Genomic DNA, 15855 nt, shown 5'->3' with positions numbered 1-15855 from the left:
CCATGATTGGCAAGAATTTCCACAATCGAGGTCCATATGGCTCGCTTTTCCGTGCCCTTGCTGACGCTTTGCCTTTTCGTCGTCACTTTCTCCGTCAATGTCCAAGCACCGCTCTATCCTGCCTATGTCGCGGCAAGTGGTCTGGGCGCGATGGCGGCAACCGTTGCCTTCGCCGCTTATGTCGCGGGACTGCTGCCGACCTTCATTTTCCTTGGCGGCCTCTCGGATCGTGTGGGCCGCAGATTGCCCACGATCTGCGCCCTGCTACTGGGCGGCGGAGCGACGCTCTTGCTGGCCCTGTCTCCCGGCTGGCCTCAGCTGGTCATTGCACGCGTCTTTCTGGGCGTGGCAACCGGTCTCGTCACCACCTCGGGAACAGCTTACATGACCGAATTGATGGGTGAGGCCCACGCCAGACGCGCCGCGCTGATGGTCACATCGGCGACATCGCTCGGTTTCGGCGGCGGAGCGCTGGCCACGGGCATCAGTCTGGTCGTGCAGGGGCCAAGCTTTGCTCCGATCAGCTTCTGGGCTCTGATTGCGGCGGTTCCGCTTCTGGTAATGGCCTGTCTGGCCCTTCCCCGCATCGCAATGCCGCAAGACAAACCCATGCTCAGGCTGCCGGTCTTTCCTATCGGCAGCGCGCCTTACGGCATCGCCATAGCGCTCAGTTGGGCCTCCACCGGCATGACCATCGCCATGGTCCCGCTGCTGCTCGACCGGCAGGGGCTCGGCGGCTGGTCCGGTGCTGTCATCTTCCTCGCCGTCCTGGGCGGCCTGCTTTGCCAGCCGCTGGCAGGGCGCCTGACCAATCCGCGCGCATTGGCGGTGGGTCTTTGCCTGATCCCGCTGGGCTTTGCGGCCCTGCTCACCGGCGCGATCACGGGATCGATCTCGCTCATCTTGCTCGGCACGGCGCTGACCAGTGCATCGAGTTACGGCTTTACCTATCTTTCCGGCCTGTCTCAATTCTCCCTGCTCGCCCCGGATGACCGCGCCCGCACAACTGCAGGCTTCTTCATCTATGCCTATTGCGGTTTGTGCCTCCCGGTCGTGGCAGCCGGAGCTCTGGCGGATTGGTTGGGACTCGCCCCCGCCATGGCGGTCTTCTTCTGCGTGCAGCTTGCCTGTCTTGCATCGCTGGTTCTCTATCGGCGGATATTGCGCGGCGATGCGCGGCAAGAATTGGTCTGAATAGCAGCGCTATATCGGTGTGCCGCATCTGGGCGCATCCGCTTTGCGATCAGTGATCCTGAATCCGCCTTCGCAGGTGCAACATTTCCATTGACAAGGCAATGGTTGCTTTGGCAATGGAAATGCATGTCCCAAGGAAACGACTCCAAGAGCGAAGCACTGTTTGCGCTGCCAAATGCGTTACAACCGGTACGCCGTGCCTGGATGCAGGCGGCGACGTCCGCATTTGTTGGTGCCGGGCTGTCCCCATCGCTGGGCACGGTCGTGCTCGTGGTGTCACGCCACGGCGCGCAGGTTTCGCAAAAGGATCTGGCCGTTGAAGTGGGGGTGAACCCAGCCGCTCTGGTGCGTACGCTCGATCGCGGAGAAGCGGCCGGATTACTGCAGCGCTGCGATGTCCCCAATGATCGGCGGTCAAAGAATGTCGAGCTGCTGCCCGAGGGGCTGCGTCTGGCCGAAATGCTCGAAACGCGCCTCAATACACTGCGGCATGAGCTGCTGGGCGATTTGCCAGAGGAAGACCTGCAGACCGCCATACGCGTCCTGAGGCTGATGGAAGAACGGGCACAGGCCTTTGTCAATCAGGACAAGGAATGAGCGCGGCCCTCCTCAATCCGGGCCGGTGGATCTTTGCACTCAAGCTGTTCACCGCTGCCATGCTGGCATTTACGATCGCGGTTCATATCGGCTTGCCGCAACCCTATTGGTCGCTGGTCACATGCTGCGTGCTGATGAACCCCGTCAGCGGCGCGATGCTGTCCAAGGCGCTCTATCGCTTCATCGGCACCATGTGTGCCGGCGCCATCGCGGTCATTCTCGCACGGATATTCGGTAGCCAACAGATCCTGATGGTGGGGATGTCCGGGCTGGTTGCCACGGCCGCCTTCGCCATGGGTGTGATTGATCGCACCCCGCGTGCCTACGGTTTTCAATTGCTCGGGATTACGATGCTGCTGGTTGTCGTACCCGCCATCAGTCAGCCCGAAAGCATGTTCACCACGGCGCTGGCACGTCTCACGGAGATTGGCCTGGGCATCATATGCGTTACCGTCATCGACAGCATCGTCGTACCGCGCTCAATCGGGCCCGTCATGCATCAGAAGCTGCAAGTGTGGCTGCCCGATGCGCAGCGCTGGTTGCGTGATGTTCTGAACAATCCGGAACAAGACCAAGACGATGAGCATGCGGCCATCAGTGCCAGCAGTGACAATGACCGCTTGCGCATGATTGCCGATATGACGGCCCTGTCCGCCCTCGCCAGTCAGATCAAATATGACCCCCTGATCGCCAGCCGGGAGCGCGGTCTGATTTTCGCCATTCAGCAGCGGCTTTTGCGCCTGGTCCCGATGATTTCAGCGATTGAATCGCGTCTGGCTCATCCCGATCAGGTCCATCGCGAAGCCGTTGCACCGATGCTGGCAGAAGCCAGCGCTTTACTGGAAGCAGGCAAGGAACCTCCTGCCGATTTCATCGCCCGTATGGATGCCGCCGAGTACGACGGAGTGACCGGTTGGCGCCGGTTGGTTCAGCGCAATCTGTCCGGAATTATCGCCGATGCACTGACGGTCTCAGCGGAGCTTCACGCCCTCGAAAATGCCCTCAACAATCAGGGCAATTTGTCGCCGGACCTCGAAACTGCCGTCGACAATTCACGCCCGTTTCCGCTTCGTCCGGATTTTCATATGGCCGCCCGCGTGGCGCTGGCCATTGCCTCCACTTACGGCATCCTCAGCCTCATCTGGTATTTCACCGGCTGGAAAAGTGTTCCTTATGCCATGCTGTTTGGCCCAGTGGCGCTGGCATTTTTTGGCAGCATGGACGAAGCCGCCGCCGTCCTTACCAAGTTTTCGCGCTTCGCCTTGTTCGCCTTCGCCGCAGGCGGCGTGCTGAGCTATATTTTGCTGCCCATGGCCAGCGATTATACCACGTTCATCCTCGCGATGGCGATTTACATGATACCGCTAACGCTATGGGCCTTCAGCAATCCGCTGGTCATTCTGGTGATGGTGGTATCCCTCAGTACCATCAATTTGCAGGGAACCTACGCCCCGGCCTCTTTCAATGTCTATCTGGATAGCACCTGCGCCAATCTGATGGGCATTTTCGTGGCATTCTTCTGCCTCAGAATGGTGCGGCAACTGGGTACAGAACACGCCGTGCGGCGCTTCATCCACAAAGCCCGTGCCGATATTTATGCCCTCACCTGGCGCGCCAATTCGCGCGACCGCGATCAGTACGTTATCCGCGCGCTCGACAGTATCGGTGCACTGGCCGGCCGCCTGCAGGCGGTGGGCGCGGAGGATGAAAGTCCGCGCCTGATGACGCGGTTGCGGGTCGGCGTGAATATCGCGGATCTGCGCCGCGCGGCTGACCGCAGCAGCGGCGCACTCCGCCAAGCGCTGGAGAATGTTCTGGCAACCATTCGTGACGACCTCGACAAGGACACCCCATCGCCTGCGTTGCTGGAACGCATCGATGCCGCGCTGTCACTGGCGGTTCGCCAACACAAGACCGACGAAGTCCTGTTCATGCGCGGATTGGTCGGTTTGCGGCTCGCGCTGTTTGAAAAAAGCCCTGCCTGGAGCGCCCAGTCATGATCGGTGAAATCGACCTTTTCGGGATTCTGGTGTCCCCCTTGCTGCTCGCTTTGCTGGCGGCCTTCTTCGCACGGATGCTTCTTTCACGGCTGCTCGATGCGATCGGGTTCTACCGCATCGTGTGGCAGCGCCCCTTATTCGATCTCGCCTTTTTCTTCCTCCTCCTATGGCTCGTCTTCACGGGCCTGCGCGTGATGACAAATTAATGATGATAAACAGACACGACCTTATTCGCGGTGGCAAAATGCTGCTCACCATCGCTCTGGCAGCATTGGCGGCACTCGTCCTGTGGAAGCTGTACCATTACTACACCTATGCCCCGCAAACCCGCGATGGCAGGCTGCGCGCCGATGTGGTGCAAATGGCACCTGACGTATCCGGACGGGTCGAAAGCGTCGCGGTGGCAGACGATCAGGTGGTGAAGAAGGGCGATCTGCTGTTCACTATCGACAAGGCAAGGCTGCGCAACGCGCTGGATCAGGCCAATGCCGCCATCGCCACGGCCCGCGCCACGCTGTCATCCGCCAATCGCGAAGCCCGGCGCTATGCAGCTTTGGAAGGTGTCGTCTCGGAGCAGGATCGCGATCTTCGCCGTTCCGCCGCAGAGGAAGCACGCGCCAGGCTGTCTCAAGCGCTCGCGGATCGTGATCTTGCCCGGATCAATCTGGAGAGGGCAGAAGTCCGCGCGCCGGTCAACGGTATCGTCACCAATCTGCAGCTGCGCCCCGGCGCTTATGCCACAGCAGGCAAGCCACTGATGGCCCTGATCGACAGCGACAGTTTTTACGTCGCCGGCTATTTTGAAGAGACCAAGCTCGCCCATATTCGCGACGGAATGCCCGCCACCATCCGCCTGATGGGTGAAGACCGCAAGCTGAAGGGCCATGTCGTTGGCCATTCTGCCGGGATTGAAGACCGGGAACGGGCGACATCCTCCGACAATTTGCTGGCCGACGTCAATCCGACCTTCAGCTGGGTGCGCCTCGCCCAGCGTATCCCAGTGCGCGTCGCCATTGATCAGGTGCCCGATGGCGTTGACCTGATCGCCGGGCGAACCGCGACGATCACGCTGGAGGGGGCCGATGACCATTTGCAACCGGACCACGTATTATGAGGCGCACAATATCTGCCCGAAATCTTGGCCCCATGTTCTGTCTGCTCATGGCCGGATGCACCACGGTCGGGCCTGACTATGTCGCGCCCGCCCCCATGCCGGATAGCAGCACAGACACCGCTTTTGAGGCCAGCGCATCACCCGCCATCTCGCAGGCCCCCCTGCCCCCCCATTGGTGGCGCCTGTATAATGATACGCGGCTGGATGCGCTAATCGAAGAAGCTCTGGCCGCCAACACCGACCTGCGCGAAGCCGCAGCAAATCTGGAGCGGGCGCAAGCCTCGACCCGCGAAGTGCACGCAGCAGCGGGCGTGCAGACCAGCCTTGAAGGATCGGCCAGCGCCGGCGAGACATCCAGCCTGGGAATAGGAAGACCGGCCGGCACCCATGGCAGTTACGATCTCGGCGCCAGCATTTCCTATCAGATCGACGCCGTGGGCCGAATTCGGCGCGCAGTGGAATCCGCCACTGCCAGTCAGGAAGCCAAAGCCGCCGCGCTGGACCTAGCCCGGACGACCGTCGCTGCGAATGTCGCCGCCGCCTATAGCGATGCCTGCGCAGCGGGCGCCTCTCTGGCGGTTGCTCAGCACTCCGTTGCGCTTCAGCAAAGCTCCGTAAAACTGATTGAACGCGGCGTGCGTGGCGGTGTTTTCCCGGCGCTGGATGCCACAAGGTCGCGCAGCCTGCTTTCCCAGCTGCAGGCGGCCCTGCCCGGATATCGTTCCACCCGGCGTACAGCGTTGTACCGGCTGGCGATTCTGATGGGACGCCATCCGCAGGATTACCCTGCGGATCTGGCGGACTGTTCCGCGATCCCGCAGATGGACCAACCCATACCCGTCGGCGATGGTGCAGCCCTGATCCGTCGGCGGCCCGATATTCGTCAGGCCGAGCGCGAACTGGCGGCCGCCACCGCCAATATCGGCGTGGAAACCGCCGCGCTTTATCCCTCTGTTTCGCTCGGCGCCTCCGCCGGCACGACATCGCGTACGATCGACGGACTGGTGAGCGATTCCGCATTTCGTTTCAGTGTTGGCCCACTGATTTCCTGGTCCTTCCCCAATACGGATGTGGCGCGGGCGCGGATCGATCAGGCCAGCGCGTCTGCCAAAGCAGCTCTGGCCCGCTTTGACGGGACTGTCCTGCGCGCACTCGAAGAAACAGAAAGCGCGCTCACGCGCTATGCCAACGATCTCGATGAGAATGAGCGTTTGCGCAGTGCCCGGGATGCAAGCCGAGAAGCTGCAACCTTACAGGCCAAATTGTCACGCCAGGGCGCTGTTTCCGTGCTGGATGTCCTCGATGTGCAGCGCAGTCTGGCCAGCGCAGAAGCCGCGCTCGCCAATTCGGAGGCCAAACTTGCCGCGGACCGGGTTCAGATCTTTCTGGCGCTTGGCGGCGGATGGGAAAAAGAGCAGCCCTGACCTGCGGCGACCAGTAATGCAGCGCGTAATCTGACAGCTGGCTTGGCCTGATGCCTCCACGCTTTCGCAAAACCAGCTCTTCCTCTTGCTCCCCAATGGCCGCATAGTCGCGCCATATCATCAGGTCGGAACTGCGAGGGGGCGCACCGATGCGAAGTGAAAATGGCGATCCGCGACCAAGGCTGATCATACTCGGCATTCGCGGTGTGCCTGCTGCACATGGGGGGTTTGAAACCTTTGCGGAGCGGCTCTCCCTCCATTTGCAGCAACGCGGCTGGGACATCACCGTTTATTGTCAGGGCAGCGAAAGCGGTGCCATCGCCTGTGATGAATGGGCGGGTATTACGCGCATTCATGTGCCCACCCGGCTCGGCGGGGCATGGGGGACGATCGAATTTGATGCCAAAGCGACGCGGGATGTCGTGTCACGTCCCGGATTGTTGCTGACGCTGGGCTATAATACCGGCTTTCTGTCGCATTGGCTGGCTCTGCGCGGCCGCCACAATCTTATCAACATGGATGGTTTTGAATGGAAACGCGCAAAATATGGTGCAGCCAAGAAAGCGTTTCTATGGATCAATGAAAGACTGGCTGCCCGCGCCGGGACATGGCTGATAGCCGACCATCCGGGCATCGCCGAACATCTTTCCAGCCGTGCGCCAGCCGAACGGATCGCAATGATCCCCTATGGCGGAGATGATGTGCGCGATGCAGCCACCGCACCTCTGGCGGCATTGGAGCTCGAACCCAATCGCTATTTCACGCTGATCGCCCGGCCGGAACCCGAAAATTCAGTGCTGGAAATCGTAACGGCGTTTTCGCGCCGGTTGCGCGGGCAAAAACTGGTCGTGCTTGGGCAATATCACCGCAGCATTCCCTATCAGGCCCGCGTGCTGGAAGCAGCGAGTGAGGAAGTAATTTTCCCCGGAGCGATATATGACAAGGTGATATTGTCGGCTCTGCGCGGCCACAACAGGGCCTATCTTCACGGCCATACGGTAGGCGGAACCAACCCGTCTCTTGTGGAGGCCATGGGCGCGGGCAGCGCGGTGATTGCCCATGACAATCGCTTCAATCGCTGGGTGCTGGACGAAGGCGGCCTGTTTTTTGCCAATATCGATGAATGCGATCACCAGATCACGCGCCTGATCGAGGATGACCACCTGTGCGAAGCACTGCGCACCGCCAGCCGCAGACGTTGGCAGGCAAATTTCACCTGGGAGCGGATTCTGGAGCAGTATGAGACGCTGCTGAGTGAGGCCCATGCCACAATGCTGCGAACCTAATCCGGCGTATCAAATCGCGGCCAGCGCCAGATATGCGCCGCATATTCGCGGGCGATGGCACCTTTGATAACAGCTCTTTCCCTCGCCTCAGGTCGCCGTAAAATACGCGCCCGCACCGCCCAGATCAGCGCTCTGCCGATATAGCCAGCCGCCAAGCCCAGCCGCATCACTCCATAGCCCCAGCGGCCACCCGAAACCCGGTAACGCCGCGCAATGTCATCCAGCCAGGCGAAAGACCGAAAGGCCTGCCCGGCCTCGCGCTGGGTTGCACCTTGCAGATGCTGCACTTTCACACGCGGCAGATAGTGGCATTGCCAGCCCGCACGCCGCATCCGCGTGCCCCATTCAATATCCTCCCCATAGAGAAAGCTGCTTTCATCCAGCCCGCCCAGTGAGTCGATCACGCTTCGCCGGACCATCAAACATGCGCCGCATATCCAGTCCACCGGAACATGCTCACGCCGCCGCAGGGAAGGACTGGTCAAGTAAAGCCCGCGCAGAAACGGTGCCGCACGCTGCAGTGCGAAGCCATGCACCAGCACAGTGGGAAGGCTGATCCGCCAGCCCGCATCACCGACCTGATGGCTACCGTCTCCATGGAGCAATTGGGGCCCGCACGCCGCCACGTCAGCATGGGCCTCCAGATATTCGGCCAGCTGTTCCACCTGCGCCGCATCGCGCAAAAAGGCATCCGGGTTGAGCAGCAGAACATAATCGCCACGGCAGTGCCGAAAGGCGCGATTATTCCCCGCAGCAAAGCCGAGATTTTCGGGTGATTCCACCACGCGAACATGGGGATAATGGCGGCGAACATGGCCGCCGATACCGTCACCGCTATCATTGTCCCACAGGATAATATCCCAATCCGCCCGATGCGCGATTGGCGTGAGACACTGATCAATGAAGTTCAGTGATTTATAGCTGACGATCACGATGCTGATGCGGCTTTTGCTGCCCGCAATGCTGGCGGGATCACGCATCATACGCGGCCTCGGCCGCAGTCAGAAACTGCTGTGCCGCATGTCCCCAATTGAATTGTTCGTGATGCTGGCAGCGCTGTTCCGGGCTTGGTGGCACAATGGGTGAGAGAGCGAAATGGCCAGCGATCAAATCAGCCAGCACGGCTTGCGCATCATCCGCATCGGGATTGAAATACACCGCACAATCGCCGCCCACTTCAGGCATGGCAGTGCGATCGGAGCTGATAGTAGGCAGGCCAAAAAGAACCGCATCCAGCAATGGCAGCCCGAAGCCTTCCGCCGAACTGGGAAAGACGAACAGGCTGGCATTGCGGTAAAGCGCCTGCAATTCCGTGTCCGACACGTCAGTGCGAATTTCCACCCCCGCCCCCTCTATCTCCGCATGCCGGAATGCCGGATCGATCGTGCCGACAATCACCAGCTTCACATTGTGCAGGCTCGCTTGCCGAAACGCACGCACCAGCAAATCCATATTCTTGCGCGGCTCTATCCGTCCAACAGCCAGAATATAGCGCTGATCCCCTGTTTCACGCGGCAGCCAATAGGCCTCCTGCGGGAAAGAGGGGCCGTTCTTCACCACCGCCAACCGTTCACGCGGGATATTCAGCCGCTGCCTAATCTGATCGCCGGTGTAATCGCTCACCGCCACAACCATGGCAGCGCGGCGAATGCTCAGCGTAAAAAACAGGCGGCTGCGCAGCCGCATCCTCCAGGGAAAAAGATGCGGATGAGTCAAAGGCAGCAGATCATGGATGAACACCATGTGCCGCCCTCGAAGCGGGGCAATATATTGGAAAACCCCCAGGTCCACAGCGTCGCGCCGGAACAGGCGGGGAAATTGCAGGAGCAGCCGCCAGATCGCGCCGCCAGGTGGCAATTGACGGTGCGCAATCGCCCTGTGCCCCAGCAATTCGCGCGCTTCATCCGGACTGTAACTATACAGCAGCAGGCTGTGCGCCCCCGCACGCTGACTGACTTCATTCAGCAGCCGGCCAAGCGTGGTGCGTGTACCTTGAAACTTGCCGGTCAGCACATGTCCATCGACACCAATACGCATTGTCACACCGCCCCTGCGAGGACGAAATGCTGCCACAGCAAAAGTGCGGCCACCACGGCGATGATCGCCGCAAGGCAGACAGCAGAACTGTGATTGGCGCGGTCGCGGCTCCAGGCGGCGGCGCCCATTATCAGCAGCAACGGCAGGTTCGCGGCCGCGAGCAACCATGGCAGCATCCATAATGGCTCTGCAGCCGGTGCGATCAGCAGCACGGCAATTGCAAAAGCGGCAATCGTGGAGCTTTGCGCCGCGATCCGTACCGACATTGCGCCATTGGCGGCCAGCTGTATCCCAAAACTCGCCGCCATCATGCGCAAGGCGGCATAGGCGGCAAATCCAGGCCATAACTCAGACAGGCTGGCATATTCGGCGCCATATATGTGCCGCGTAAAAACGGGTCCGAAAATCGCAAAGCCAAGGGCAGCGCCCATCGCGAGGATCAGAAATTCGTAGTTCAGACGGGCTGCATTACGGCGAAATGCGGCCCTGCTATCGGCGGCACATGCAGCAGCAAGCGGCGGCAGGTAAATTGCCGACAGCATTATGGCCAGTGGCATAATCGATTGGGCCAGCCGCGCACCGGCCTGATAAATGCCCAGCGCCTGCGCTCCGAGCAAAGCGGAAAACAGCAGAATGTCGATTTGCCCCGATGTGACGGTCAGGACACTGTCGGCTGCATAGGCTTTGGTTGCGTGAAATGTTGTCCGCACATTGCGCCGCAGAGGCTGCCCCGTTGCGGGCTGGCCCCACCAGCGGTGCGACACGATCAGCACGAAGCCGAGATAGCTGATCCGCCCGGCGGCATAAGCGGCCAGTGCCCAATCAATATCACCTGTGGTCACCCCCGATAGTGCGACCAGCAACACGGTCGCCGCCGTGCCTGCAGTGACCGCTTGCGCCTCCCGATCATATCGGCGGCGGATCCGGGCCATCAACAGCAACAGATCCGCGTAGGACCCCGCCAGCGCGGCCAGCGCAGCGAATGCGACCAAACCAAAGGCAGCAACCGGTAGCAGGAATACAGCCGCGAAAGCGCCGGCAAGGATCAGGGCGAAGCTGATCACGGCTTTCAGCCAACATGCACCCCGCATAATTTCTGCTGCCCGCTCCGGCTGCGCACTGCCTTCCCGCAGGCAATAGAGCGACAAGCCGAAATCACCGATCAGCGCAGCAAAGGCTGCATAAGTCAGCAGGGCAGCGGCGAGGCCAAAGGCGCCCGGCCCGAGCAACCGCGCCAACAAAACGAAGACCAGCACGCCGCCTGCCAGCCTGATCCCCGAAGCAGCCAGCATCCATAGGCGGTCCGCCGGCAAGACAGCCTGCAAAGCTGCACTGCGCCGTTCACCTTGCCGGGCTACCATCATTACCAATGTGGCGCCCTGCTCCAAAAAAATGATGCAAGGGTCGTTATAGTAATCAAGTGGAGCCCCCTCACAATGATTTGCCCGAAGAACAGAACTTTATTCGATTGAGGATTATTGTATAGTTACAATATTGTTAACACAACAATTCTGGACGGGGGCATGCAGGGGCTGCATTTCATGGTGATTGGCGCACAGAAATGCGGGACTACCACCCTGCATGAATTACTGCGCGATCATCCCAATCTTGCCTTGCCACTGAATAAGGAAGCCCCTTTTTTCGACAGCGCTCCGGCGTCTTTCCCGCAATGGCAGAATTTTTCGCGCCAGTTCTTTGGTACCACTGAAAACCGCCTGCTGGGGAAATGTACCCCGCAATATCTGGCAAGCAGCGATGCTGCGAAACGGGCCCATGCCCTGTTTCCCGGCATGACCATTCTGGCGATGTTGCGCCCGCCCATAGAACGCACCCTGTCGCATTACCGCATGTGCCTGCGGCGCGGCCAGATTGGGGCATCATTTGAAGAATGCACCGAAAAATGGCTGCAGCCCGGCGCTTTGGCAAAAGCGCGCCGGGCCGCAATGACCGCTCAAAACGAAGCTGATTGCTGCATCGCCTGGAGCGAATATGGCCGACAGCTGCAACCATGGATCGACCTTTTCGGGGAAGCGCAGGTGCATGTGCATTTTCTGACCGATCTGGAGGCACGGCCAGCCGAAACCATGCGGCAGATTCACAGCCAGATCGGCGTGGATGCCGATTGGCGATCAAGCAAAACTGGCCAGCAATTCTTCAAGGGCGGTGGCCATACGCGCCTGTCACGGCTGCGCGCGCTCCGGCGGCTTCCCTGGGCATCGAAACTGGCCGACCAGATGATTGCCCACATGCCCCCACGATCGGCCTATCGCCTGCAGCAATGGAACGAAACTAATCGCGGAAAACCTGCCGCCACGCCGGTTTCTGCAGAAACGATGAAACGGCTGCAAAACCACTTCTCCGAGGATCTGGAACTGTTGAAACAGCAGGGCTTCAATCCCCCATGGGGGCGCAATTGAAAGCCCGATGAACAAGGCATTTTCCAGATTTCAAGGCGCGAACAACCCGGCAGCGGCCTCTCTGAATCCCTTGCGGTCGATAGTCCAAGGCCCGTCTCTGGTACTGACCGGCCTGCTCCTGATCGTCAGCCTTGCACCGCCTGAACTCAGCTTTGGCATTTGCTGTCTGATATCATGCGGCCTGGCTATTTCCGCGAAAACCCGGCCTGCTGTTTTTCTGTTGCTACTCCCAACGGCTCTGCTGATTCCGCTTGGCCTTATCGTCACTGCCAGCGGCGATCTGGACTCGCTGGTGGTCATTCTGCGGTCCTTTTTCTATATCGCCTTCCCGCTTATCCTGCTCACCACAGGGCTTTTGCTCAGCGCCCATATACCCCGCTCGGAAGTGTATTTCAGGGCGATCATTCAAGCCGGGGTGATCCTCGCGCTGTTCTATATTTGCAAAGCGATCACCGCCGATCCCGAGATAAGCGCCACCCGCGCGGATTTTCGGGAAACTATCGGCCATGGCTATGCAGTTTGCGCGATCGCAGCGGCACTTTGCATTGCCCGCTTCCCAGCCGTCCAATCGCCAAAAGCCAGCGCCATTCTCACTTTGCTGCTGACCGCGGGATCGCTGCTGCTATCCGGCAGTCGCGCACATTTGCTTACACTTGGCGTCCTCGCTGCTCTGCTGCTGTTCTGGTGCGCTGGGAAGTGGCGAAATATCGCACTTGGTCTCGGCAGCGCCGGGTTTCTGTTCCTGCTCACTACGCCTGCTGTGCAGGACATTGGCGGTGTGCACTCTGCAACGCCCAAACACCAGCATGCGGTTTTGGGAGAGCTGCAGCCGACCAGCTATTCTTCTCGCCGCGAAATTCAGCAGAATTGGCGCGGTTTTGAAACTGCACTCAGTTTTGACTTCGTGGTTAGTGAGGGCATTTCGGCACAGCTATTCGGCCTTGGCTGGGGCAAGGAAGTGCCGCTGCTGATGTCGATTAAGCTCGGCGCAGAGCGACAGCGCGCAATTGGTAAGTTTCATAACATCTATTCGCATCTGATGGTGCGAGGCGGCCTGACCGGGCTGCTGCTCTATGCCCTTCAAATTGCGCTATTATGCGCTTTATTTGGCTGGCGCATAGTCCGGGAAGACCAATCATCCAGCCTTGGGTTTGCGCTGCTTATCGCCGCTGTGCTGGCCGGGCCTACAATTGGCGGTCTTTATGCCATTGGCAGCACGGGCGGCGTCTTCGCCCTGCTGATCGGCGCCTTGGCAGGCAGCAAGATGCAGCATGTTTCCGTCACATTCACTCCGCCGCATCCGCACAATCTGGCCGGCTATAGATATCGCAGCCGATCAGCAGCCAAAGGAACAGACACATGAAACTGGGCCACCTGTGGAGCATGGTGATCACGCGGCTGACATTCATGATCAGCGGGATGATGATCCGGCTGCGCTTCTGGCCGCATTTTCAACTTGGCGGGCGTGTGCGCTTCTTTCCTGGCGTGCGCTTCTTGCAGATCGGCGATGCTGCCTTGCTGAAAGTTCGATTTGCTGGTGCCAACACGATTGGCCAGGGCACCATGTTTCAAGGCAGCGGCACGATCCATTTTGGCGCGCGCAGTCTGTGCGGTCCCAATTGTATCTTCGGTGCGAACACGGTGATCGACATCGGAACGGATGTGCTGATCGCCGGGGCAGTCAATATTCGCGACAGCAATCACCGCTTTGACGACCCTGCCCGCCCCATCGTGGCGCAAGGCATAAGTTCGACTCCGATAAGGATCGGTGATGGCGCGTGGCTGGCCCAAAATGTGAGTGTGCTGGAAGGCGTCACCATCGGCCCACATGCCGTGATCGGCGCGGGGGCGGTGGTGACGCGCGACATACTCGCGGGCGCGATTGCCGCAGGGGTGCCGGCACGCATCATCAAAATGCGCCCCGGCTTCGAGATACCCCGATCATCATAGATTATCGAACCAGCTTGCCCGCAGCAGGCCGGAGCATTTCAGAGACAGCCGTTGCAAGCAGACCACCTGCCGCAGCATTTCCGGCATCATTGGGATGCACGCCATCAGCCTGCATATAGTTTGGTTTGGGTATCGACTGCCCCTGATCATTTTCCGACAGGGTGAAAGCAGAGGCAAAATCCGCCACGACGTCCCCGTGCTGTGCCTGTTTCCGCAATCGGTCATTGTCGCTGCGGCGCAGCGCGTCACTCGCACCATAAAGTTTCGCCACCGGGTCGATGGGCAGCTGCGTATAGAGAATATGCGGAACGTTCGCCTCGGACAGCCTCGCGCGAGATTTACCCCGCTGACCGCGCATATTGGCGATGCTGGCTGGTGTAAAACTGGATTGGTCATTGGGCGACCCGCCGGGAATAATCGCAATATCCTGCGGCCCCAATATACCGTGTTCCAGCGCATCAGCCAGATTGGCGCCGATCTGGGCCGAGGTCTGCCCCGTCCAGCCGAGGTTGCTCCATTCATAGGAAGCGGATGCATCCGATTTGCTCAGTGCCGCCGCAGCCGGTGCTCCGAATCCATCTCCGATATAGCTCGCGCGACCCTCACAAATCGAATCCCCAAAGCCGACCAGATTCACCACCTTTCCAGCGGCGGCATATTGGAACCCCACAATCGGTCCGCCATTCGCAGGCGATCCCGTCGTAAGATTAAGCGTATTCTGATTGGCAGCGGCGCAACTGCCGGATCGATAGATCGTACGCCAGACCCGGCCGCTGGGATGGCTGGCATGGTTTTCAAAATTGTCCGCCGCATGCCCCCAAAGCACCACAGGCGCGCTCGCACCGGTGGTCTGATAAAGATAGACGCGGGCGGTCAACAAATGGTGTTTGTCGCCGTCCGTTCTCTCCATGCTAGGCACCGGCAGCCAGTCCGACCATTGATAGGAACGCCGCCCGTAAGTTTGGGGCGGCTGCATCGTCCAGTCTCCCTCGCCTCCCACTGTGGCGCGGGTCCATGTCGCATTAGAGAGATCGGCATTGCCCATGCCCCCCAACGTGGTAACGGAGCCATTCATCGATACATTCTGCAACAAGCCGCTGCTATTTTCCGGGGTCGTTTGCCCCAGGCACATCAGGAAGCGGAACGCATCCGCTCCTTCTGGCGGTGCAATAGCCATGGTGAGTTCAAAGGTGAGCCCCGCATCGACGCCTGATGCGAGGGAAAATACCTTGAACATGCGGCCACCCGCGATGCGGGTGCCAATGCAGCCGGTAGCGCGGCGAGCGATGCCTTGCACGTCCTCACGTGACCGAGCGGCGAGCCCTCGGGCGATGATATCAGTGCTCATTGGCGCACCTCATAATCAACCGAGCCGCTGCTCAGCGTGACGGCAAGATACCATCCCGCCCCGGCCACGCTTTCCTCCCCAATCGCTTCCTGAACATTATCGGAAAAACTGGCCCATTGGGCACCGCCAATCGTCAGTGGCAATTGGGTGATCCCCCCATCGGCGGAACGCAGCACCGTCACCTTGCCTGTCCAGTCTCCGCTGAGCGTAAGCCAAATTGACCGGCCCATCGCCGGATAAAACGGCCCCAGCACCGCATCTGTGGCAGCAGTGCCGGTCAGCGGCTCCGAAGCAGCCGGAGGCAAATATTGCTGAACCGGGAGCGGGTTGCCAGCATGAACAGAAAGGGCGGACTCTCCGGCCTGCCCAATCGCCAGCGCCATTTGGGGCACGAAACGTCCCCGTGTTTCAATATGCGGTTTTTCGGTCATGATCGCTCCATCCTTGTGTGAAGGACAAAGCTTCTGCGCGGCGTGATATCTTGTAGG

General features: G+C 60.0%; 15 protein-coding genes. 10 read left to right on the top strand and 5 right to left on the bottom strand.

Annotated elements, in window-relative coordinates; all coding sequences use genetic code 11:
* Positions 1–36: 36 nt before the first annotated feature.
* The 7 genes from GRI91_RS00130 (at position 37) to GRI91_RS00100 (ending at position 7615) form a co-directional block, all read left to right on the top strand.
* On the top strand, positions 37–1194 hold the full coding sequence (locus tag GRI91_RS00130) for an MFS transporter (RefSeq protein ID WP_160734628.1): 1158 nt from the start codon (positions 37–39) through the stop codon (positions 1192–1194).
* 126 nt (positions 1195–1320) lie between these two features.
* Complete coding sequence (locus GRI91_RS00125) at positions 1321–1791, top strand: MarR family winged helix-turn-helix transcriptional regulator (RefSeq protein WP_202385381.1); 471 nt, start codon at positions 1321–1323, stop codon at positions 1789–1791.
* Positions 1788–3791, top strand: coding sequence for an FUSC family protein (locus tag GRI91_RS00120; protein ID WP_160734627.1), 2004 nt, complete (start codon positions 1788–1790; stop codon positions 3789–3791). The genes GRI91_RS00125 and GRI91_RS00120 overlap by 4 nt, the downstream gene beginning before the upstream one ends.
* Positions 3788–3997 (top strand): DUF1656 domain-containing protein, encoded by a 210-nt coding sequence (locus GRI91_RS00115; protein WP_160734626.1) that lies wholly within the window; start codon positions 3788–3790, stop codon positions 3995–3997. Before GRI91_RS00120 ends, GRI91_RS00115 begins: the two co-directional genes overlap by 4 nt.
* Entirely contained in the window at positions 3997–4905 is a 909-nt protein-coding gene (locus tag GRI91_RS00110; protein ID WP_160734625.1) for an efflux RND transporter periplasmic adaptor subunit, read from the top strand. The genes GRI91_RS00115 and GRI91_RS00110 overlap by 1 nt, the downstream gene beginning before the upstream one ends.
* Positions 4902–6329: an efflux transporter outer membrane subunit gene (locus GRI91_RS00105; RefSeq protein ID WP_202385380.1), complete on the top strand. Its 1428-nt coding sequence runs from the start codon at positions 4902–4904 to the stop codon at positions 6327–6329. The genes GRI91_RS00110 and GRI91_RS00105 overlap by 4 nt, the downstream gene beginning before the upstream one ends.
* A 149-nt stretch (positions 6330–6478) precedes the next feature.
* On the top strand, positions 6479–7615 hold the full coding sequence (locus tag GRI91_RS00100; protein WP_160734624.1) for a DUF1972 domain-containing protein: 1137 nt from the start codon (positions 6479–6481) through the stop codon (positions 7613–7615).
* On the opposite strand, the gene GRI91_RS00095 is transcribed toward GRI91_RS00100, so the two are convergent.
* Genes GRI91_RS00095 through GRI91_RS00085 form a run of 3 tightly spaced genes read right to left on the bottom strand, consistent with a single transcriptional unit; the run spans position 7612 to position 11016 of the window.
* Positions 7612–8598, bottom strand: coding sequence for a glycosyltransferase family 2 protein (locus tag GRI91_RS00095; protein ID WP_160734623.1), 987 nt, complete (start codon positions 8596–8598; stop codon positions 7612–7614). The two genes, GRI91_RS00100 and GRI91_RS00095, sit on opposite strands and share 4 nt — an antisense overlap.
* Positions 8588–9652 (bottom strand): glycosyltransferase family 4 protein, encoded by a 1065-nt coding sequence (locus GRI91_RS00090; protein WP_160734622.1) that lies wholly within the window; start codon positions 9650–9652, stop codon positions 8588–8590. The genes GRI91_RS00095 and GRI91_RS00090 overlap by 11 nt, the downstream gene beginning before the upstream one ends.
* A 2-nt stretch (positions 9653–9654) precedes the next feature.
* A complete protein-coding gene (locus tag GRI91_RS00085) occupies positions 9655–11016 on the bottom strand; it encodes a lipopolysaccharide biosynthesis protein (RefSeq protein ID WP_160734621.1) in 1362 nt (453 codons plus the stop codon).
* A gap of 159 nt (positions 11017–11175) precedes the next feature.
* Between GRI91_RS00085 and GRI91_RS00080 the strand changes: the two genes are divergently transcribed.
* Genes GRI91_RS00080 through GRI91_RS16210 form a run of 3 tightly spaced genes read left to right on the top strand, consistent with a single transcriptional unit; the run spans position 11176 to position 14019 of the window.
* The gene (locus tag GRI91_RS00080) at positions 11176–12069 is read left to right on the top strand and encodes a sulfotransferase domain-containing protein (RefSeq protein ID WP_160734620.1); all 894 of its coding nucleotides are present in this window, start codon (positions 11176–11178) and stop codon (positions 12067–12069) included.
* A 7-nt stretch (positions 12070–12076) separates the two neighbouring features.
* Positions 12077–13432, top strand: coding sequence for an O-antigen ligase family protein (locus GRI91_RS00075; protein WP_160734619.1), 1356 nt, complete (start codon positions 12077–12079; stop codon positions 13430–13432).
* Positions 13429–14019, top strand: a complete 591-nt coding sequence (locus tag GRI91_RS16210) for an acyltransferase (RefSeq protein ID WP_272917824.1) — start codon at positions 13429–13431, stop codon at positions 14017–14019. The genes GRI91_RS00075 and GRI91_RS16210 overlap by 4 nt, the downstream gene beginning before the upstream one ends.
* Before the next feature lies 1 nt (position 14020).
* Here the strand turns inward: GRI91_RS16210 and GRI91_RS00065 are convergent, their stop codons facing one another.
* Both GRI91_RS00065 and GRI91_RS00060 read right to left on the bottom strand, forming a co-directional pair.
* Positions 14021–15367 carry an SGNH/GDSL hydrolase family protein gene (locus GRI91_RS00065; RefSeq protein ID WP_160734618.1) on the bottom strand — a complete coding sequence of 449 codons (1347 nt, stop codon included), beginning with the start codon at positions 15365–15367 and terminating at the stop codon, positions 14021–14023.
* Positions 15364–15798 (bottom strand): hypothetical protein, encoded by a 435-nt coding sequence (locus GRI91_RS00060; protein ID WP_160734617.1) that lies wholly within the window; start codon positions 15796–15798, stop codon positions 15364–15366. Before GRI91_RS00060 ends, GRI91_RS00065 begins: the two co-directional genes overlap by 4 nt.
* Positions 15799–15855: the final 57 nt, after the last annotated feature.

The organism is Altericroceibacterium endophyticum (assembly GCF_009827595.1).
Lineage (GTDB): Bacteria > Pseudomonadota > Alphaproteobacteria > Sphingomonadales > Sphingomonadaceae > Altericroceibacterium > Altericroceibacterium endophyticum.
The sequence above is the reverse complement of the archived record's forward strand: the minus strand, read 5'-3'. Positions and strand labels throughout refer to the sequence as shown.